This is a genomic window from Acidicapsa borealis (genome assembly GCF_059115245.1).
Window position 1 is genome coordinate 3,182,081 of the sequence record NZ_JCACNY010000001.1, and the last position, 21,466, is coordinate 3,203,546.

Sequence of the window (21,466 nt, forward strand, 5' to 3'; positions counted from 1 at the left end):
CTAGACCCACCTGCTTTGTATTTCCGCCAGAGCCCTCAGCACCGCGTCCGGCGATGCCTCGACCTCTACGGCATTGCGGCGCAGCGCGGCAATCTCCTGCGCTTGGGCCGCAGCTTCTTGCGGCTGCAGCAGTGTGCCGCGATGGAAATCGATGGTATAGTCGGCGTCCTTGAGCGTGTGCCCTGTCAGCAACAGAACGACGGTGTCGGAAGGAGCCACATCGCCGCGCGCCACCAGCTTCTTCAACCCGGCGAGGGTCACAGCCGATGCCGGTTCGCATCCGATCCCCTCGCGGCCCAGTTCCGCCTTGGCAACAGCAATCTCCGCCTCGGTCACATCGAGACACCATCCGCCGCTCTCGTGGATAACCTTAGCCGCCTTGCGCCACGAAGCCGGGTTGCCGATACGGATCGCAGTTGCGCGCGTATTGGCCTCCACCGGCTCCAAGGATTGCCCGTCGTTCGCGGCAAAGCTCGCTGCCAGCGGATTAGCTCCGGCCGCCTGAATCACAGAGATTTTCGGAAGCCGCGAAATTAGACCCAGCGCCTTCATCTCCCGAAAACCCTTACCCAGAGCCGAACTATTAGCCAGGTTTCCACCGGGAACGAGAATGTGCTCTGGGACACTCCAGTCAAAGTATTCGGCAATCTCCAGCGCCGGAGTCTTCTGTCCCTCCAGGCGATAGGGATTGACGGAATTCAGCAGGTAGATCGGTGCCTCTTGGACGATTGTCGAGAGGACATTCACACAGCCGTCGAAATCAGTGTTGAGCTGGCAGGTAACCGCGCCATAATCCATCGCCTGAGCCAGCTTGCCCCAGGCAATCTTTCCTTGCGGAATGAGAACCAGGCATTTCATCCCGGCACGGGCAGCGTACGCGGCCATCGCCGCCGAGGTGTTCCCGGTCGACGCGCATGCAACCCACTCGTAACCACGCTCTTTAGCCACGCTCAGGGCAGCGGTCATGCCGGTGTCTTTAAAGGACCCGGTCGGATTCATACCCTGGTGCTTGGCAAAGAGCTGGTCCACGCCCAACGCCTTTGCGGCTCGCGGCAGATGATAGAGCGGCGTGTTCCCTTCCCGCAGCGTGACCGCATTGCCGAAGCTGTTGAGCACCGGCAGCAATTCACGAAAACGCCATACGCCTGAATGGTCCAGTAACTCTCCGGAAGCCCGGCGCTCGCGCCAAAGCCACTTCAGTGCTCCCGCATTTGGGCGGTCTGTATTAGGGCGGCCATCAGACTTGGCACCAAGTCCCCAGCCCGGGTACTCCACCTCGAAAAGATCGCCACACTCAACACAACGGAAGGTGGCTCCAGCTTGCTCCCCACGAATGCGAGCGCCGCAACCGAAACAGCGCAACTGATGCAGATTGTCGTTCATCTCAAGTGTTAGCCTACCAGCAAGCACCCGCGTTTTGGGTAGTGTGGGGGAGCAAGCGGGATGTCTCAGAGTGCGCGCAGTGTCGGTTCCGGAATGAGAAAACCCTTCCTGCTGTTGTCATTGCTCTCATCGGCTCTTTTCTCCGTTACCTTGTCATTAGCGATCGTGGGAGTTGCTTCGGGCATTGCGGCTGCGCAGGATAGGCCTCTCAGAATCGCTGCCGCAGCCGACCTGCAGCCTGTCCTGCCTCCGATCCTGGTGGCCTTCAAGAGATCGACCGGTATTCAGGCTGAGGCAACCTACCAGGCCTCCGCCGCGCTCACTGTGCAGATACAGAACGGAGCTCCCTTCGACCTCTTCCTTTCTGCCGATCTCGGCTATCCAAAGCGCCTGATTGACGCTGGCATTGCCGACACTGCGGGAATTTTGAATATCAAGAGCAGCGGCCCAGCAGCACCCCTGACCTACGCGCGTGGCACCCTCGTTCTGTGGACGCGCAAGGATTCTCACTGGCCGACCCCGACGCTGGACACACTGCGCGACCCTGCCCTCAACCGCCTGGCGATTGCGAACCCCGAACGCGCTCCCTACGGCCGCGCCGCAATGGCTACCATTACCAGCCTCAAGCTGATGGATACGCTCAAAGGCAAACTGATTACCGCTGAGAACATCTCGCAGGCGGCGCAGTTTGCGGAATCGGGCAACGCCGATGCTGGTCTGATCTCGCTGACATCAGCCAAAACTCAGCACCTCGCGTCGATAGGCAGCTATTTTGTCATTCCCGCCGAACTGTATCCTGCTATTGAACAAGGCGCTGTCGTGATGACCCATTCGACCCAGCATGAAAATGCTCGTAAGTTCCTCGACTTCCTACTATCTCAACCAATCCAGCAGCAGCTCTTGCAGAGCGGCCTGACGCCCGTGAAATAACCGATGGATTGGCACGCACTCGCTCTCACCCTCAAACTCGCAACCATTACCACGGTGATACTGCTGTGCGTGGCCATCCCGCTTGCCGCGTGGCTCACGCTTACACGTTCCCGCTTCCGCATCATTATCGAAGCGCTCACCGGTCTTCCACTCGTGCTGCCGCCGACAGTCCTAGGTTTTTATCTACTTTTTCTTCTCGGACCACGCACTGGTCCCGGCCGCTGGATTGCTGAATTGCTTGGCCACCCCCTGGCTTTCTCGTTCGCAGGATTGGTCGTCGGCTCAGTGATCTACAGCCTGCCCTTCGCCGTGCAGCCTGTCGTCGCTGGATACGCAGCCATCGACGCTTCTCTTCTTGACTCAGCCCGACTACTCGGCGCTGGCCCGGTTCGTCTCGTCACGACCATCCTCATCCCGCTTGCAGGCCGGTCCTTACTTACGGCCGCCATCCTCAGTTTCCTGCATACGGTCGGTGAATTCGGCGTAGTTCTTATGATTGGCGGAGACATCCCCGGCGCCACGCGTACACTCTCCATCGTCCTGTTCAACCAAGTAGAAGGCTTTGACTACGCAGCCGCCAACCGGACGGCTCTGATGCTTCTGCTCTTCTGTGTCGTCGCGCTTGCGCTGGTTTACGCTCGTCCCGGTTTTCTTGTCTCCGGCATCTCGAAAGGCCGAACGAATTCCGATCGGAGTGCGCCATGATCGCATTCGAGATTCGAGCCCGGCGCGGGCATTTCAGTCTGGATATCGACTGTGAGTTTGCGGCTCCGTGGACTGTAGTCTTTGGTCCTTCTGCTGCGGGAAAGACAACGCTGCTGCGCATGATCGCCGGACTGGACACGCTCCGTAAGCCAGACTACGGACGAATCTCCATCCACGGACGCTACGTCACAGACACAGAAATCGGCCTCAAGATTCCGCCCGGAAGCCATCCAGCTCAGCGTTCCGCAGGGATGGTCACGCAGCAACCGGCACTCTTCCCGCACCTCAGTGTCACTGCCAATGTCGCCTACGGTCTGCCGTCCCTGTCCCCTTCACTTCGATCGACACGGATCAATTCTGTATTGGAGTTGGTCGGCGCCGAGCACCTCGCCACGCGCATGCCCAGCGCACTCTCGGGTGGAGAGGCGCAGCGCGTTGCGCTTGCACGTGCGCTCGCTCCCATGCCCCAACTGTTGCTGCTCGATGAGCCGCTTTCTGCACTTGACGCCAGCGCGCGCGACGAAGTCCTGGCGCGGCTGCGAGACTGGCTTGCCGAGCAGAACATTCAGACTGTTTTGGTTACCCACGACGCCGCCGATGCGCTCGCTACAAAAGCCGAAGTGGCCTTGATGCGAGAAGGCAGGTTGATCGCCCAGGGACCGGCAGTGCAAGTGCTCGCGGCCGAACGCAGACGACTGCTCGACCGCCTGGCGATCGGCGAGGACCGGCAAATCGAAACCGCGCCCTTACCAAAAGCGTCTATGCGAAAAAAAACAGCTCACAAGAAACCCTAAAAGCCGACCATCACCGGCTCCATTTCCAGCTGCACCCTGCCCTGCGAAGAAACGCGCTCAACAATCAGGTCTTTCAATGCGAGAATATCGGCGGCAGTGGCTCCGCCCAGATTCACCAACGCCAAGGTGTGCCGCGAAGATATTCCTGCCCGCCCCAACCGAAATCCCTTGAGAAAACCGGCCTTTTCAATCAACCAGGCCGCCGGCAGCTTGACGTAGCCCTCGCCTGCTGGATAGGTCGGTGGCCGCTCTCCAAAGCGGGCGGTGATTTCGAAGAGCTGTTCCTCGTCAACGACTGGATTTTTGAAAAAACTCCCCGCACTTCGGCAGTCCACATCGCCCTCCACCAGCAGCATGCCCTTGGCTTGGCGAATCCTCCGCACCTGAGCAGCAACCTGTGTAAGTGACGGGATGATGCCAGACGGAAAAGCCCTCTGCAAATCGGCATAGCGCAAATTCGCCTCGCCGCCGGGGTGGAGCCGATAGTCCACCCGTGTCACAAGAAAGCGTCCGCGCTCAGTGGAGTTGAATATGCTTCTCCGGTAAGCGAACCCGCACTCTTTGGCCATCATTTCCGAGAACCCTAGCGTCTCCAGGTCAAGTACCCGAACCAGCTCGACCGTCTCGGCCACTTCCTGTCCGTAGGCGCCTACGTTCTGTACCGGCGTACCGCCAACGGTACCGGGAATCCCCGCGAGGCACTCAATCCCCGCGCAACCTTCTGCTACCGCGCGTGAGACAAGCGCATCCCAGTTCTCGCCGGCTGCGACACGGAACGAGCGCCAATCGGGTCCATCCTCTGTCTCAATCCCGGCCAGAGCCACCCGCAACACCAAACCCGCAAAACCGGCATCCGAAATTAAGAGATTGCTTCCACCGCCCAGAACAAAGACTGGCAACGACCGCCTCTGAGCCCACTGCACCGCTTCGGCAATCTCCGCCTCGCTCCGTGCCTCGACAAACCACCGCGCCGGACCACCAATGCCAAAGGTCGTAAAGGGCGCGAGAGGAACCTGTTCCTGAATCTCCATTCTCGTCAGCCTATAACAGCCACCCTCACAATCCTCAGGGGCAGGTGCTCGCCGTAATGCCAGCTACATCGCTGGCTTGGGATGGGAAGCCGTGCTGCCTTCCGTCATGCCCAATGCCCACTTGATCGCTTCGAAGTACATCTTGCGAATATCCGGGTCAGACCAGGACTCTTCCGTATGCCCCAGTGTCGAGTAAAAGACCCGACCCTTGCCGTACATCTTGCTCCAGGCAACGGCAAAGTCGTGATCGGTGCGGTGAATTCGCGGATTGTTCGAGTAATCCAGCTTGCTCGCATCCAGGCTGAGCAACACATTGACTTTCTCGCGGGACCAGCTCTTGGGCTGGTAAATCTCGTCAAATTTGGTGAAAGCCTTCGGAAAGTGCATCACGGCAGGAAAACTTGGGTCCTCGACCACAATTGGCGCGTTGAACGTCATCCATGGATGCTGATCGAACCACCCGCCGATCATCTCGCCATACTCCGGCCACTGGTAGTTAGTGTCCATAGCCGCGTGGATGCCGACGAAACCCTTTCCGTCCTCCTTGACGAACGAAAGCAAATCGCGCTTCTGCTGATCGTCCATATCCAATTCTCCGGTAGTGCTGGCAAAGACCACCAGATCGAAATAATTCAGGTTCTTGCCGTTCTTCTTGCTCAGGTCGCCCTTTGTGAGCAGCTCTGTATCCGTGCGCAGCGTCGTCTCCCACAGGCCGCTTTCCTTGCCCATATTGAAGATCGTCGCCATCGCCGTCGAGACGGAGTCATGCTCGAAGCCTTTGGTCTGCGCGATCACCAGAACGTGCTTCACATGAATCTCTTTGGAATGTGGCGCTGGCGGCCTGGAACCAGTCTCAGACGACTGTGCCGGACACGAGACGACAAAAAGCAGGGATGCAGCGGCGACAAACAGCGACGGGCGGGAAAGGACTTTTTGATAGGTTCGCAAGGGATCTCCTGATAGTTGAGAAAAGTAGAACAATTTTGGAATTGGTCTGGCATGCACTGGTTCGGATACGCCGTCACGACAACGTGAATCGTAGTAGTGACCTGAGGCACCGTCGCTATCGAAAACGAAGGCTCCAACAAGCGCAATTTTCACCGGCCTCATGCTACCATGCGCCCTATGAGCTTGTTGAATCGCAGACGGTTCCTTTCCCTCAGCGCCATGACCGCCGGCGCCGCTGCCGCCGGAGTCACGTTTCCCTCCCTCGCGCATGGCGCAGGAGTCAACGCAACCGCAACTCCCGGCAGCTTTGACTACATCTTCTTTACCGACACCCATCTCTACCCGGAACTGAATGCCCCGGAAGGCTGCAATCTGGCCTTCAAGAAAGCTGGAGCCCTCCACGCCGATTTCGCAATTCAGGGCGGCGACCACGCCATGGACATCATGGGCGTGGACCGTAAGAATGCGGACAGCCTTTTCGACCTCTACACTCACACCGAGCAGGTTCTGGGACTCAAGGTCCACCACACCATCGGCAACCACGATCAGTTTGGGATCACGAACAAGGCCGGCGTGCAGGCCACCGATCCTGGCTACGGCAAGAAGTTCTTTGAAGAGCATCTCGGCCCGACCTACTACTCGTTCGATCACAAGGGTTACCACTTCGTCACCCTGGATACGGTGCAGCCCACGCCGGACCGTTCGTGGGAGGCTCGCATCGACGCTCCTCAACTCGCATGGCTTACCGCCGACCTGGCCAAGCTGCCCAAGGGTGCGCCGGTCATCGTTACCTGCCACGTACCGCTGGTTACAGCGTTCACTTCTTACGAGAAACCGGCAACAACCGGCTCAGGTCTGACGCCGCCTTCAGCCCATCCCCAGCTTGTCGTCGCGAACTCGTATGAAGTACTGCCCATCCTCGAGCAATACAACGTACTCGCAGTCTTCCAGGGGCACACGCACATCAACGAAGTCGTGCAGTATCACGGGATACACTACGTCACCAGCGGCGCCGTTTGCGGCAACTGGTGGCATGGCTCGCGTATGGGAACGCCAGAAGGCTTCACGGTTGTCAGCCTGCGCGATGGCAAGATCAATTGGCGCTACGAGACGTCCGGGTTTCAAACAATCTCGCCAAAGACCACCTAGCCTTCGCCGCAGACTTGCGCCATCCTGACCACGCCGCGCTCGATCGCCCGCAGATCGAACGCGGCCAGGCCAAACAACAGTCCGGGCTGTGTCGGCTGAACGGCGTAGCGCGAGAGAGGCGGCACATCTAACCCGGCTTTCCGCAGCCGTTCGCTCCACGCGCGGTCGTCGGAACTATCGGGAAGCATTCCAGCCAGGTTCATCCCCCGACCGGTGATCGGAAAAGTCAGCGGCAACCCACACCGTGCAACCTGTTCCAGAAAGTGACTCTGCCGTTCCGCGTAATGCTTGCGGCAGCGGCGCAAGTGAGCATAGAAGGCACCGCTTTCTAGAAAACTGGCTAAGGTCGCTTGATCAATCAGCGGGCTGTAGTCGTCTGCAATCGACTTAAGTTCGGCAAAACGATCCACCAGGGAAGGCGGCAGCACCACATATCCCAGCCTCAGCGCCGGAAAGAGAGTCTTGCTGAATGAGCCGATATAGACCACGCGACGATGTTCATCGAGGCTCTGCAGGCTCGGTTGCGGAGCGCTTGAGTAGCGAAACTCCGCATCGTAGTCGTCTTCCACAATCCACGCTCCGGCGTCACGCGCCCAGCGTAGCAGGCTCAATCGCCGCGCCAGAGACATGCACGTGCCCAGCGGAAACTGGTGTGAAGGTGTGACATAAATCAGCGACGCTGGCTCCGCGTCACCCTCGGGCAAACAAATCCCCTCATCATCGACCGGCGAAGGGACAACACTGGCTCCCGCCTGCGTCCAGGCATTACGAGCGCCGGGATACCCTGGCTCCTCCATAAAGACCCGCTGCCCAACTTTCAAGAGCAGGTGCGAAAGCAGAAAAAGTCCCTGCTGTGAGCCGTTCACGATCGCTACTTCCTGCCAGTCGCAACGCACACCCCGGCTGTCGCGCAGATAGGCGGCCACATTCTGTCGCAGCTCATCAAGACCAACGGGAAAGCGGGACTGATAGTGAAGAAGGCAGGAACCACGCTTCAACACTCTTGTCCGGTGGCGATTCCAGGTCTGGAGAGAGAAGAGATTCACATCGGGTTGCGTGGGACGAAACGGCACCGGAATACCCGGCTGTAAAGGGGATGCCTTTCCGCTCCGACCTGTATTCGGAACGTCTTTCGGCGCCACTCCAGGCAGACTACGAAAAGCCTGCGCTGCGTGGCACACCTGGAAGCCGCTGCGCATCTGAGCCTCAACATAGCCCTGCCCTATCAACATGTCGTACGCAGCGACCACGGTATTGCGTGAAACGCCCAGTCCCGTCGCCAACTCCCTCGTAGATGGCATCCGCTGGCCTGCCACAAGTTCACCCGTCTGAATCAGCTTTTTTAACTGCGCAGCGAGTTGCGTCTGCAGCGACCCTGCAGTCTCGCGATCAAGAACCAGTCGGTTTGAAACCAGCCTTTGCAGCGGTATCATGCAGACCCTCGCACATCTGGCACCATCACTAAGCCAAACTCTGGCCCTTTACGTGGTCCAGCATTCACCTTACTGTAAAGGAAAGCTGGAAGCAGATCGATACCCCCAATCGCATCACACAGAACTTCCGCCTCTGAATTTCCCTGGTAGTCGTAACGCATAGTGCATTCAGCCATTCGCACCGGTTCAATTTCATAGCTCCCCTTGTCTTGACCCGGCAGAACTCCGCAACTCACCAGTAGCCTCAATTGCAATTTGGAGCACCGATGATGAAGCGCCTGATGCTGACGACCCTCCTTCTCCTGCCTATTCTGGCGCAGATCAACCTGCAAGCGCAGGCCGATCTGATCGCCATTCACGGCAAGGTATGGACGGAGAATCCAAGGCAGCCGGAAGCGGAAGCAATCGCGGTCTCGGGCCATCGCATCGTCGCCGTCGGCACCACGGCCGAGATTCAGCGCCTTGCCGGTCCGAAGACGAAGGTTCTCGACCTCGGTGGTCGTCGTGTCGTTCCCGGATTCAATGACTCGCATGTTCACTTCTTCTGGGGAGGCCAGGGCATCGCGAGCGTTCAACTACGCGATGTCACCAGCCGTGCTCAATTCACTCAGCGCTTTGCCGATTTCGTGAAAACTATCCCTCCAGGAGAGTGGATTGTCGTCGGCAACTGGGATGAACAGAAGTGGAATCCAGTCGAGCTGCCCTCTCACGACTGGATCGATGCTGTCACGCCGAACAATCCCGTCTGGGTCAATCGTTCTGACGGCCACATGATGCTGGCCAACGCGCTCGCCATGAAGCTGACAGGCATCACCCGAGATACTCCTGATGTCCCGGGCGGCGTCATAGGTCGAGATAAAGACGGCAATCCGACCGGGATCTTCAAGGATGCAGCCAAGGATCTGGTTGAGTTGAAGATGCCGCCACCGTCCGACGCACAAGTGGATGCGGCTTTACTCGCGGCACAGAAATACGCACTCGATAACGGCGTCACCAGTGTGCAGGACATGGGCTTCACCGGCGCGCACGCCGCAGACATGCAGGCCATCATGGTGCGTGGCTACCAGCGGCTCATACAGCAGGGCAAATGGAAAGTCCGTGTTGCCGCCCGCTTCCCGCTCGACCACTACAAGCGCCTGGCCGACCTCGGCGTGATGACCAACATGGGTAATGACACATTCGTCATCGGCTCGGTGAAGGCATTCGCGGACGGCTCTCTCGGTTCCGGCACAGCCTGGTTTTTCGATCCCTTCAACGACATGCCTTCGTCTTCCGGAATGCCAACAGATCAACTGGCCCACGCCGACCAGATGTATGCCGACATGAAGAACGCAGATCACCTCGGCATTCATATCGCGACGCACGCCATTGGTGACCGAGCCAACAAGACTATCCTCGATTTGTATGAACGTCTTGAGCAGGAGAATGGTCCAGCAGATAGGCGCCTCCGCATCGAGCACGCGCAACATCTGCGTCCAGAAGACATCCCTCGATTCGCGCAGCTCAAGGTCATCGCGTCAGTGCAGCCGTATCACGCCATCGACGACGGCCGCTGGGCTGAAACGCGCATCGGCCACAAGCGCGCGCTAACCACCTACGCATTCAAGTCGCTGCTCGATGCAGGCACGGTGCTTGCTTTCGGCTCTGACTGGTTCGTAGCGCCCATCAACCCAATGGACGGCATCTACGCCGCCACCACGCGGCGCACCCTCGACGGCAAAAACCCTGACGGTTGGATTCCCGAGCAGAAGCTAACCGTGCCACAGGCCGTTCACGCTTACACAGTCGGCTCCGCTTATGCAGAGAGCCGGGATGATATCAAGGGCTCGCTGATGCCCGGCAAGCTCGCCGACTTTACGGTGCTTTCCGAAGACATCTTCCATCTCGATCCAGTGCAGATCGAGCATGTCAAGGCTGCCGTCACTGTTCTCGGCGGCGAGATCGTCCGGCAGTAGTCAAGCATCAATCAGTACCACTCACAACCAGTCAGGAGTTCACTTCATGTTCGTTCGACCATGCTGGCAGCCAACCTCTCCCCAGGACGCGCTCGACATTATCGAGCAGAATCCCTGGGCGCTGCTCGTGAGCAATGGGGAGAACGGACCGCTGGCCACCAATCTTCCGCTCCTGATCGAGTCTCCCATTCCTTCCTCAAGCACAGATTCGCATCTCGTGTTGGTGGGTCATATTGCACGCGCCAACGAACATGCCCGGCATCTCGCCAAGGCAACCGCACCGCAACTGGCCATTTTCGAAGGTCCTTGGAGCTATGTGACGGCAAGCTGGTATCCCAACCGAGACATGCCCTCGACCTACTACTACACTGCCGTTCACTGCTACGGAACCATCGAATTGCAAGAAGAACCAGCACTCGACGCATCGCTGGAAACGCTGACCCAACACATGGAGTCGAGCTACCCCAAGGGTTGGAAGACCAATGAAATTCCGCGCAGTGAGATCACGCGCCGCTTCGCCGGCATCGTCGGTTTCCGCATGAACGTGACGAAGTTCGAAGCCAAATTCAAACTCGGCCAGGATGAACCAATCCGCGATGCCCTGGCCGTCGCTGAAGTTCTCGACACTCGCGAGGCACCCGATGCTCGCGCGCTTGCAGGTCTCATTCGCAAGCACAATCAAGCGCGTCATTGCTGACGGCGCGCTCATCGGCTGGCCTACAAATTCCGTTCAAAATGCAGGCAAAACGATGAAGATGCAGCGTGAAGACAACCCAGAACGTTTGAGACTCAAGGGAATAGTGATCAGCAGAGCCTTTTCATTCCACTTTTCCTATCCGTACTTTCTCCAGGAGGACTCCATGAAACGCAGTCATTTAAGGTTCCTACTACCGCTTGTACTGCTGGCGCTAAGCGCTGGTACGCAGCTTTTCGCGCAGAGTGACACGGGGAGCATCACCGGTCAGATTACCGATCCTGGCGGAGCTGTTGTCGCCGGCGCCACCGTCACCATTACTGACCTCGGCACCAACGTCGCTGTGAAAGCGACCACAGGCAATAACGGTGCATTCTCGTTTTCGACCCTGCGCGCCAGCCACTACAAAATCACGGTGGACGCAGCCGGGTTCAAGCAGACGGTCGTCACAGATATTACCTTGCACACACAGGACGCGCTCTCCGAGAACCTGACGCTCTCTGTGGGCTCATCATCGGACTCGGTGGAAGTCAATGCAGAAATAGGGCAGATCGAAACTTCGGCTTCAGTCTCCACCACGGTCGACCGTAAGTTCATCGAGAACATGCCTCTCAGCGGACGCAGCTTCCAGGCGCTCATTGCGCTCACTCCCGGCAACGTGACGGCAAAAACTTACTACACCAGTGCGGGCCAGTTCAGCATTGACGGCATGCGAACCGATGCCAACTACTTCTCCATCGACGGTGTCAGCGCAAACGTAGGCATCACCCAGGGAAGCAACGTCTACCTTGGTGCAGCTGGTGCAGGCGCATCGCAGGCCACCAGCAGCAACGGCGGATACAACAATATGGTCTCGATCGATGCCATGCAGGAGTACAAGATTCAGACCAACTCCTTCGATGCGCAGTACGGCCGTACGCCTGGAGCACAGTTGTCCATCGTCACCCGTAGCGGCACCAACAAGTTTCACGGTACCGCATTTGAATATGTCCGCAACGATATCTTCGACGCCAACAGCTGGTACAACAACAACGAAGGAATCGCCCGTCTGGCCGAAAAGCAGAATGACTTCGGCGGAGTAGTTGGCGGCCCCATCCTGCGCGACAAAGCCTTCTTCTTCGGATCGTATGAAGGTCTCCGCCTGCGCGTGCCGGAATCTAAGATCAACCTGGTTCCGACCACGTATGCGCGCAGTCAGGCAAATGCCGTCGTCCTGCCGCTATTGCAGGCATATCCACTCCCTTCCTCTGGACAGGACGACCCCAACGCATGGACCGGCCAGTTCTTTGCCGGCTTCTCCAATCCCTCAACCCTCAATGCGACCAGCGTTCGCCTGGACTATAGCCCCACCCCGAAACTGAACCTTTTCGTCCGTGGCAACTACGCTCCGTCGAGTGGATCACAGCACGGGGCATTCGACTTCTATGCGACATCAAGTCTGAGCACCACGGCTGCCAACGTGGATACAATCACGGCTGGCGCAACCTATATCTTCAGCCCCTCGATCGTAAATGACTTCCGCTTCAACATCAGCCATGCCAAGGGCTCAACGACCGTTGTTCCAATCGCCTTCGGCGGAGCCACCATCCCCAGCAGCGACTACCTGTTTCAATCCGATCCGAACTACAGCATCAACAACTCGGTCTTCGCGCTGTTTTTCAACGATGGCACTACGGACTACTACGTGGGCAACGACGCCACCAACCATCAGCGCCAGTTGAACTACGTGGACACCGTGAGTTGGACCAAGGGCAAACACAACCTGAAGTTCGGTGGTGACTTCCGCCACCTGACTCCGACCAACGGCTATCGCGCCTGGGATATAGGCTATGACTTCGACAGCGTCCAGGAACTAGTCCAGACGCAGATTCCAACCAATGGCTACGCCAATGTCGACACCACAGAAACATCGGAACTCAAGCCGGTCTTCGACAACGTTTCGTTCTTTGCTCAGGACGCATGGCAGGTCAACTCCCGCCTGACGCTGAATTACGGCCTTCGCTGGGATTTCGATCCTCCTCCGGGCGAAAACACCGGTCATCCCTTCTACACTGCACTCAACCTCAATGATCCAGCCAACGTTGCTCTAGCGCCTAAGGGCACCAAGCTCTGGAACGCAAGCAAGCACAATTTTGCTCCGCGCTTTGGGCTCTCGTATGTGATCCATCCTGCCGCTGGTACAGAAACAGTCGTCCGGGGCGGAGGCGGGATCTTCTACGGGCTCGGCAACCAGCAGGGTGGCCAAGGCACGCTCGGCTTCCCTTACAGCCGCTCTGAGTATCTCTACGGTGAAGCAGGCAAGTATCCGTTGACCACCGCAGCGGCAGCACCCATTCCGTTCACCCTTGACCCGCCGTATTCGTTCGTCTTCGCCTTTGATCCGCAATTGCGTGATCCGAAGGTGTACATGTGGAACGTCTCCCTGCAGCAGAATCTAGGTGCAAGCCGCAGCATACAGATCACCTATGTTGGCAACAAGGGCAGCGATTTGCTCCGCAACGAAATGCTCACGCCAGCCATGGGTGGCAACGCGAACTTCCAGTACTTGGATGTCGTCACGAATGCTGACTACTCGAACTACAACGCTCTGCAGTTTGTCTTCAAGCAAAATCTGTGGAATCACTTCCAGATGTTGGCCAACTATTCGTGGGCGCATGGTCTGGACAATGGCTCCGGAGTTGCGCTGCCCGTTCCCTATCACACCGTCTACAACCCGACTCTCGATTACGGGGATTCTGACTACGACATCCGCAATACCTTTACGACCGCCATCACCTACGAAGTACCCACGGTGCACCCGGGCAATGCGATCGTCAACTACCTCGCCAACGGCTGGGCTGTTGACAGTCTCTTCCGTTCCAACAGCGCGGCCCCCATTAACATCTCGACAGGTGTCTTTTCCTTCGGGCTTGTATATAACGAAACTGCAACCAACCAGCGTCCCAACCGCAATGTTGACGCACCTCTTTGGGTTCAGGATTCGTCGGCACCTGGAGGTAAGAAAATTAACGCAGCGGCTTTCTCAAAGCCAGCCAGCACTTTCACTCAAGGTGACTTCGCCCGTAACGGCGTCCGTGGCTTCAATGTCTGGCAGGAAGACATCGCTCTCCGTCGCACTTTCCCCATTCGCGACGGCATCGACCTCCTCTTCCGTGCGGAAGCCTTCAACGTACTTAACAAGCCCCTGTTCGGCGACGTAGGCGTCAACGACGGGCGCAACATTTTAACCAATTACGGGGCAACCAACACGTTTTTCGGTATCTCCTCGCAGACACTCGCCTCCAGCCTCGGGGGCGGTGGTGCAGACGGAGGCTTTAGCAGCCTCTACCAGATCGGCGCACCGCGTTCGCTCCAGTTCGCGGCCAAGCTCCGCTTCTAACCGGAAATACAATCGGAAGGTGAGTCACGCGAGTGGCTCACCTTCTTCCATTGCCTCTTACATCTGCCGGAGCTTCGCCTGTGCCATCTCTTCCCTATCTTCGACGTGTATCCCTATGCGCCCTCATCCTTATTCCAAGCGCAATCGCAGCTTCTCCTCAGAATCCGGCAGCCGTCCCGCCTCCGCCAGCTAGCCGCGCAGACGATACAAGGGCCGTCCTGCATGGAGTTACAGTCTTCGACCCCTACCAGTGGCTCGAAGAGTCAAAGAGCACCGAGACGCGCACTTGGATCGAGAGCCAGCAACAATACACCGGCGCTCTGCTCTCTGCACGACCCGGCATGCAGGCACTACGCGCAGCCACGCGCAAACTGGTCGACCTTGAAGAGCCACATCGCGTACTGCACCGCGGCAATCGCTATTTCATCGAGAAAAAACCGGCTGGACAACAGGCTGCCTCTCTCTTCATGCGCGATGGCATCAGCGGCAAGGACGAGTTGCTTGTCGACCCGGTAACACTGAGTTCCGATCACTCCGCGACCGTCGAGTTGCTCAGTGTCTCAGCAGACGGATCGCTGCTTGCATATGGAGTTCGCCAGGGTGGACGCGATCAGTTGAGCATTCGCTTTCGCGATATTGCGAAAGGTACAGACCTCGCCGCGGACACTCTACCGGAAGCCCGATATATCTACTGGTCTCTGCTCATTTCGCCCAACCGTTCGACAGTCTATTACGTCAAGTTCGAAGATGCAGGCCCTCGTATCTACAGCCATCAATTCGGCCATTCGGTAGCAGAAGACACCATGATCTTCGGAGACAAGCTGGGTCCCGAAAAGATTCTCTCTGCAAGCATCTCAGCCGATGGCAATTATCTCGTTGCCACCGTCCTGTATGGCGCTTCCGGCGCGACCGATCTCTTCCTCAAGGACCTCCGCACGAGCGATGGATTCAAGACGGTTGTTTCGGGAATTCCCTCCACCTTCACCGGGCTCGTTGCCGGCGGCAAGCTCTACATAGAAACGAACTGGAAGGCGGGCCACGGCCAGGTCTTCACCGCACCCCTGGCCACTCCAGACCAGTCGCACTGGAAGGTAGTCATACCGGAACAGCAGGACGGTATCATCGACGCCATCGCGGTTAGTAGCGACCGCTTGATCCTCAACGCCATGCGCAACGCGCACTCGGAGCTACAGGTCTACTCCTTCGACGGCAAGCAGCGAGACGCGATTCGACTCCCCGGAATGGGATCCGTATACACTGTCGATGCCGATCCGCTCTCGCCCGAGGTCTGCTTTTCGTACTCGTCCTTTCAGACCCCAAATAGCTTTTACACATGGCGTATGGGTACAGCGAAGCCCGCAGCCGTCAGCGCTCCTGAAGTCCCCGCTGAGTTGGCTGATGTTGTCGTTGAACAAGTGTGGTACACATCGACAGGCAATGTGAAGGTACCGATGTTCCTCGCGCATAGACGCAGCGTGAAGCCGGACGGTAATCTGCCAGTGCTGCTCTACGGATATGGCGGATTCAATTGGGCTCAATTGCCAAGCTTCTCACCGGAAGAAGCCGTATGGATGGAGCTTGGCGGCGTCTACGCGGTAGCCAACCTTCGCGGCGGCAATGAGTTCGGAGAACAATGGCACCGTAGCGGCGAACGCGAATCCAAGCAGAACTCCTTCGACGACTTCGCTAACGCAGCACGATGGCTGATCGCCAATCACTACTCGAAGCCAGAGCGCATTGCCATCCAGGGCCTGAGCAACGGGGGCCTCCTCGTAACCACTTCAATCACACAGCATCCCGAACTCTTCGGCGCTGCCATCGGCCGCTATCCGCTCATCGACATGCTGCGTTACGAACGCTTCTCTATCGCTCGCTGGTGGACCTCGGAATACGGCTCTGTAGCAGACCCTGAACAGTTCAAATGGCTCTACGCGTATTCTCCTTATCATCACGTAATCAAGGGCACGCATTATCCTGCCGTACTGCTCATCACCGGCGACGGCGACACACGCGTCGATCCTTCGCATGCACGCAAAATGACCGCGGCACTGCAAAACGCAACAGCATCCGGCAAGCCAGTCCTGCTGCTCTATGATTCAAAGTCAGGCCACTCCGGCGTTCCCTCGGCCGATGCCGAAGTCGAGCAAACAGCGAACGAACTTGAATTCCTCAACTGGCAGTTACATCTTCCGGAGCATGCTCAATGAAATCATTTCGCCACACACATCTGCTGGTCTTACTTGCCATTTTTCCTGTTTCACTGATTGCGCAAAAGTCCACGATTCAACCCAGTGATATCGCCAACCTCAAGCGCGCTGAATCACCGGCAATTTCGCCAGACGGCAAGCTTGTTGCTTACGTCGTCGATACTCCGGTAGCCGCAGGCAAGAAGCGCGATGCGCACATCTATCTGGCATCCGCAAACAGCGCGAACTCAGCGCACCCCTTTGCCTTCAGCGGTGCCTCCGAAGATGCGCCAGCATTCTCACCAGACGGCACACATATCGCGTTCCTTTCGAACCGCCCCAACCCACTGGCAGGAGACACCCCCACACCTTATCGTTTCTCCCTGGCACCTGGGACCAATCGCAAGGACATTCCGTCAAAGCCAGAGGTCGATGCAGACGCAATGCAGTTGTGGCAGATCGCGGTCAACGGTGGGGAAGCCGAGCCGCTTACAAATATCCCCGGCGGCATCCGCGCCTTCAAGTATGCGCCCGACGGCAAGTCCATCGCCTTCGTCCGAACAGACACTGACACACCCGAAGAGCGCGACCGCAAAAAGGCCAAGAACGACCAAATCATTGTCGATCGTGACTATCACTACGACCGCACCTGGATCTATGACCTCGCCACACATCAGGCACGCCTGCTTACCTCGCAGGACATGAATATCTGCACGATTGAATGGTCGCCAGACAGCGCGCGCATCATTTCCCGCGTCTCAGCGACACCGCGCCTCGACGATTACTGGCGCGTCTCCAAGGTCATCGTCTTCGACGCCAAGAGCGGCTCCATCCTGAGCACTCCCGAAGAGGTATCCGGCTACGCCGCGCCAACCTTCTCGCATGATGGCCAACGCATCGCTTTCTCGCGCTTCACCAAGCTCAGCATCACCGATGAACATTTCATCAGGAACCTCTCCAGTGGCGCAGAGACCAAGCTTGAATCGAAGCTGCATGGGACGATTCGCGAGATGCACTGGCTGGGCACCGGTTCGCACCTCCTGGTCACGATCATCTTCGCAGCACACGCCGAAGCCGTGGATCTCGACACCTCAAACTTTACCTTCAAGCCCATCACCGGCCTGCCCGTATCGAATGAATCCTATAGCGTCACCCCTGACGGCAAGACCTTTGCCTTCCTCGGCGATACACCGACGGAAGATACCGATCCCTATGTATGGCACGATGGCAAATCGCAAGCCATTGCCACAATCAACCCGCAGGTCGCCAACTGGAACATCGGCACACAGCGCGAAGTCTCGTGGACCAATCCCAAGGATCATCAGACGGTCTACGGAGTCGTTGTTCTGCCTCCGGGCTATCAAGTCGGAATGAAATATAAGACAGTAGTTCACATTCACGGCGGTCCCGAAGAAGCCTGGATGGTTGGCTTCAACGGCAACTGGTATAACTACGCCACCATGCTCGCCTCGCATGGATATGTTGTTTTGCTCGCCGACCCGCGCGGCTCCGAAGGTCAGGGCCCAGCATTCACTGAAGCCAATTTTCAGGACTGGGGCGGAGGCGACTTCGGCGACATCATGGCCGGCGTCGACTACCTCATAGCGCAGGGCATCAGCGATCCGGACAAGCTCGTCGTAGGCGGCTGGAGCTTCGGTGGGTTCATGACCTCGTGGACCGTTACCCACACCGACCGTTTCAAGGCAGGAATGGTCGGCGCTGCCGTCACCGACCTCTACAGCATGGCGACGACGACAGATATCTCACCACGCTACGAGACCAGCTACCAGGGCGAACTTCAGGCCAACGTCGCCTCTTACGATCGCGAATCACCAGTACGCTACGCCGCCAAGTGCAACACACCCGTACTCATCCTTCATGGCGAAGCCGACCCACGCGTTCCAATCTCGCAAGGCGAGGAGTTCTACCACGCTCTCCACTTCCTCAACAAAGACGCCACCATGATTCGTTACCCGCGCGAGCCACACATCTTCCGCGAACGCGAGCATCAGATCGATTCCCTCACACGCATCCTTGCCTGGTACGACGCCCACACTGGAAACTAGAAGAGAACGGATTGGCGCTTCACCCAAGCGCCAGTCCACCTGCATAAGAGCGAGTCAGACCGTGGCCTTCCTCCATAACGCAATCCACAATCCGCGCAAACTCTTTCTGCGCAAAGCTGCGTTTCAGATTCATCTCTGGTCGGGCATCCTGATCTCGCTCTACATGATCGTCATCGCTCTCACGGGTGCGATTCTCGTCTTCGAAGATGAGTTCACTTCGACCACTTTGCCAGCACACCTTTCGCCCTACGATCCCGCGAATACAGCCTCGATCCCCACCGTCATGCAGTCCTTCCAACATGCCTATCCCGGCGCGCATGTCGTCGCCATCGATACACCGTGGCCCACCGTCCCGGCGTATAGCCTGCAAGCTGCACTTGGTTCCGGCGAAGAGTTCAATCTCATCGCCGATCCCACGACGGCCGCCCTCTGCCCTCAACCCAAAACCTGGGTCAACTGGGTCCACGATTTGCACGTGTATCTCTTGCTCAACACGTCGTACGGAGCGCAGGTCAACGGCGTCGGCGCGGCCATCCTTCTGCTGCTCTCCATCACCGGAATGATCCTCTGGTGGCAGGGCCTCAAGAACTGGACGCGTGCCCTCAAGATAGACTTTCGCCGCAACTGGCGCCGCCTCAACTTCGACGCCCATCACGCCATAGGCATCTGGACGTTGGCCATCGTCGTCTGGTGGTCTATCTCCGGTGTCTACTTTGGCTGGTTCCGCCAGTTCACTGCGGTAGTGAACGCCGTCTCGCCACTCAAAGGCATGGCCCCACCGCTTCTGCCAGCCAAACTCTCCGCCGGGCCACAACGCGCCTCGCTGGATGCAATCATCGCCTCAGCGCAGCAGGCCTCGCCGCACGGACGGCTCTTCGGCCTCAGCGATCCCTCGCTTACCGGAACGCTCGTCTACGCACAAATGGACGTGGGCCGTCCTGCAGACTTCTCTCATCGCGATATCGTAGCCATCGATACAACCAATGCGCAGACACTCACTGTCTGGCACTACGGCCAGAATCATTCCGCCGGTGACTGGTTCATGTGGGCTCAGCATCCGCTTCACTTCGGCACCGTCTGGGGCCTCGGCTTCAAAACTGTGTGGTGCTTCCTAGGCATCAGCCTTGCTGTCCTAACCGCCACCGGCCTGCTTATGTACTGGAACCGCTACCTCCGCCACAAGCTCAGTTAGCGTGTGACGTATCGCAGCACACTGCCAGCTGAACAAGAAGTGAGCCGGGAAAGCAAACCTATGCTCGTTTATCCAGCGGTTTCTCTCTTGAGCAACTCCGCGCATCCCGCTACGCTTGAGACGGCGCTCAAACCGCTTCGCATATGAGCGCCGGAACGGGACACCGGCATTGGCCATCACTGAATCTCTCTCGATATCGACCGACTGGACGCTGCACGGCCTTAAGACCATCATTCTCGAGAACCGCTTTCTGCGCATCGTCGTATTGCCCGAAGCCGGCGCCAAAATCTGGCAGATCACCTACAAGCCCCTCGATGCTCCATTGCTATGGAACCATCCGCGTATTGAGCCGGCAAAGCAGGCTATCCACGCCCGCTACGATGACGTCTGGAGTGGCGGCTGGGACGAGCTCTTCCCCAACGACGAGGCCGGCGATCTCCAGGGCGAATTCGTTCCTGACCACGGAGAGCTTTGGACAGGTGCATGGAAGTTCGAAACCTTCGAAGAAGCTGACACCGTCGGTGTTCGCCTCAAGTTTCTGACCCCTATCACCAGCTTCCTCGTCGAGCGAACGATAGTTCTCCAGCGCGCCAGCCGGAACTTCAAGATCCACTATCGGTTCCTCAATCAGGGCGCAGACAGACTTCCCTTCCTTTGGAAGCTTCACCCAGCCTTCGCCGTCTCCGCCGATCATCGCCTCGACTTCCCAGCCATGATCGCGGTCCGCGAGCCAGGATTCCCAGGAAGCCTGGGCGAAGCTCCGCTCAGCTTTCCTTGGCCTCAAGCCCCACTCCCAGACCGCAGCATCGACCTCCGTCAAATCCCCGCATCGGATTCTGGAGCGGTGCACTTCTTCTATGGAACAGAGCTCGCAGCAGGCTGGTGCGGCATCACCAATCGCGCCAACGGCCTTTCAGCCGCGCTTAAGTTCGACCCCGGGATATTCTCAAGCTGCTGGCTCTTCGCCAGCCACGGCGGCTGGCGCAACCTGAATGTAGCGGTCCTCGAACCAGCCACTGGATATCCGTTCCGCATCCAGTCCATGATCGACCAGGGCCAAGCCAGATGGCTCAATTCCAATGAGAGCCTCGAAACCACCGTCGTCTTCGCGACGCAGGAAGGACTTGCTTCAATCGTCGGAGTCAATGCCGACGGAACGATTCTTCAAGGCGAAGAAAGCTAAGCGCTCTTCGCCGGAGTCGGCTCCAGTGAAAGCAGAATCGCGGCGGTAATCGCCACCAGCGCGCCTGCCGTCTGCATCCATGTCAACCGTTCATGCAGAAAAATGACAGCCAGCCCAACCGTCAGCAGTGGATAGAGCGAGATCAGCGAAATTACAATCGAAGCCTTCCCACCTGACTCTAATGCGCGAAAGCTCGTCCACGCGCCCATCCCGTTCAGTGCACCACCGGCAATCGCGCACACCACTACAAGCGTCCCCAAGCCCCAATGAATGTGCGCCACCAGCAGCACAACTGCCGACAGCGCCACCATCGCCCAGCAGAACCAGAGGAACGAACGCTCGCTCGAAATCGAATTCGTCGAGAGCTTCTGCGTAATCCCAGTGATACCCCAGAAAATCAGCGCCAGCGCCGCCAACCCCAGCCATAACTGCATGCAA

Annotated in this window: 16 protein-coding genes; 11 read left to right on the plus strand and 5 right to left on the minus strand. The window is 58.0% G+C overall.

The genetic code is table 11. The features are described from left to right. Positions 1-1,383 (minus strand): threonine synthase, encoded by a 1,383-nt coding sequence (gene thrC / locus AC5S27_RS13100; protein WP_493935003.1) that lies wholly within the window; start codon positions 1,381-1,383, stop codon positions 1-3. Positions 1,384-1,476: 93 nt separating this feature from the next. On the opposite strand from thrC, the gene modA reads away from it, so the two are divergent. The 3 genes from modA to AC5S27_RS13115 are packed head-to-tail and all read left to right on the plus strand — an operon-like array spanning position 1,477 to position 3,812. Then, entirely contained in the window at positions 1,477-2,313 is an 837-nt protein-coding gene (gene modA, locus AC5S27_RS13105) for a molybdate ABC transporter substrate-binding protein (protein ID WP_493935004.1), read from the plus strand. Between the two features lie 3 nt (positions 2,314-2,316). Next, the gene (modB, locus tag AC5S27_RS13110; RefSeq protein WP_493935005.1) at positions 2,317-3,018 is read left to right on the plus strand and encodes a molybdate ABC transporter permease subunit; all 702 of its coding nucleotides are present in this window, start codon (positions 2,317-2,319) and stop codon (positions 3,016-3,018) included. Beyond that, the gene (locus tag AC5S27_RS13115) at positions 3,015-3,812 is read left to right on the plus strand and encodes an ABC transporter ATP-binding protein (RefSeq protein WP_493935006.1); all 798 of its coding nucleotides are present in this window, start codon (positions 3,015-3,017) and stop codon (positions 3,810-3,812) included. Before modB ends, AC5S27_RS13115 begins: the two co-directional genes overlap by 4 nt. Here the strand turns inward: AC5S27_RS13115 and AC5S27_RS13120 are convergent. After that, entirely contained in the window at positions 3,809-4,843 is a 1,035-nt protein-coding gene (locus AC5S27_RS13120) for a UDP-N-acetylmuramate dehydrogenase (RefSeq protein ID WP_493935007.1), read from the minus strand. The two genes, AC5S27_RS13115 and AC5S27_RS13120, sit on opposite strands and share 4 nt — an antisense overlap. A 63-nt stretch (positions 4,844-4,906) precedes the next feature. Continuing rightward, entirely contained in the window at positions 4,907-5,791 is an 885-nt protein-coding gene (locus AC5S27_RS13125; protein WP_493935008.1) for a ThuA domain-containing protein, read from the minus strand. 177 nt (positions 5,792-5,968) lie between these two features. Here AC5S27_RS13125 and AC5S27_RS13130 point away from each other — a divergent pair, with 177 nt between their 5' ends. Beyond that, on the plus strand, positions 5,969-6,940 hold the full coding sequence (locus tag AC5S27_RS13130; RefSeq protein ID WP_493935009.1) for a metallophosphoesterase family protein: 972 nt from the start codon (positions 5,969-5,971) through the stop codon (positions 6,938-6,940). Here the strand turns inward: AC5S27_RS13130 and pdxR are convergent. After that, complete coding sequence (gene pdxR / locus AC5S27_RS13135) at positions 6,937-8,373, minus strand: MocR-like pyridoxine biosynthesis transcription factor PdxR (protein WP_493935010.1); 1,437 nt, start codon at positions 8,371-8,373, stop codon at positions 6,937-6,939. The two genes, AC5S27_RS13130 and pdxR, sit on opposite strands and share 4 nt — an antisense overlap. 266 nt (positions 8,374-8,639) lie before the next feature. Here pdxR and AC5S27_RS13140 point away from each other — a divergent pair, with 266 nt between their 5' ends. From AC5S27_RS13140 to AC5S27_RS13170, 7 genes are all read left to right on the plus strand, one after another. Continuing rightward, entirely contained in the window at positions 8,640-10,328 is a 1,689-nt protein-coding gene (locus AC5S27_RS13140; protein WP_493935011.1) for an amidohydrolase, read from the plus strand. 46 nt (positions 10,329-10,374) lie between these two features. Next, positions 10,375-11,025: an FMN-binding negative transcriptional regulator gene (locus AC5S27_RS13145; protein WP_493935012.1), complete on the plus strand. Its 651-nt coding sequence runs from the start codon at positions 10,375-10,377 to the stop codon at positions 11,023-11,025. 163 nt (positions 11,026-11,188) lie between these two features. Next, on the plus strand, positions 11,189-14,401 hold the full coding sequence (locus tag AC5S27_RS13150; protein ID WP_493935013.1) for a TonB-dependent receptor: 3,213 nt from the start codon (positions 11,189-11,191) through the stop codon (positions 14,399-14,401). Positions 14,402-14,481: 80 nt separating this feature from the next. Beyond that, positions 14,482-16,608, plus strand: a complete 2,127-nt coding sequence (locus AC5S27_RS13155; protein ID WP_493935014.1) for a prolyl oligopeptidase family serine peptidase — start codon at positions 14,482-14,484, stop codon at positions 16,606-16,608. Beyond that, entirely contained in the window at positions 16,605-18,653 is a 2,049-nt protein-coding gene (locus AC5S27_RS13160) for an alpha/beta hydrolase family protein (RefSeq protein WP_493935015.1), read from the plus strand. The genes AC5S27_RS13155 and AC5S27_RS13160 overlap by 4 nt, the downstream gene beginning before the upstream one ends. 61 nt (positions 18,654-18,714) lie before the next feature. Continuing rightward, positions 18,715-19,845, plus strand: coding sequence for a PepSY-associated TM helix domain-containing protein (locus tag AC5S27_RS13165; RefSeq protein WP_493935016.1), 1,131 nt, complete (start codon positions 18,715-18,717; stop codon positions 19,843-19,845). 169 nt (positions 19,846-20,014) lie between these two features. Beyond that, positions 20,015-21,028, plus strand: a complete 1,014-nt coding sequence (locus AC5S27_RS13170) for an aldose epimerase family protein (RefSeq protein WP_493935017.1) — start codon at positions 20,015-20,017, stop codon at positions 21,026-21,028. Here the strand turns inward: AC5S27_RS13170 and AC5S27_RS13175 are convergent. Then, complete coding sequence (locus AC5S27_RS13175) at positions 21,025-21,462, minus strand: EamA family transporter (protein ID WP_493935018.1); 438 nt, start codon at positions 21,460-21,462, stop codon at positions 21,025-21,027. The genes AC5S27_RS13170 and AC5S27_RS13175 overlap by 4 nt on opposite strands. Between the last annotated feature and the right edge of the window lie 4 nt (positions 21,463-21,466).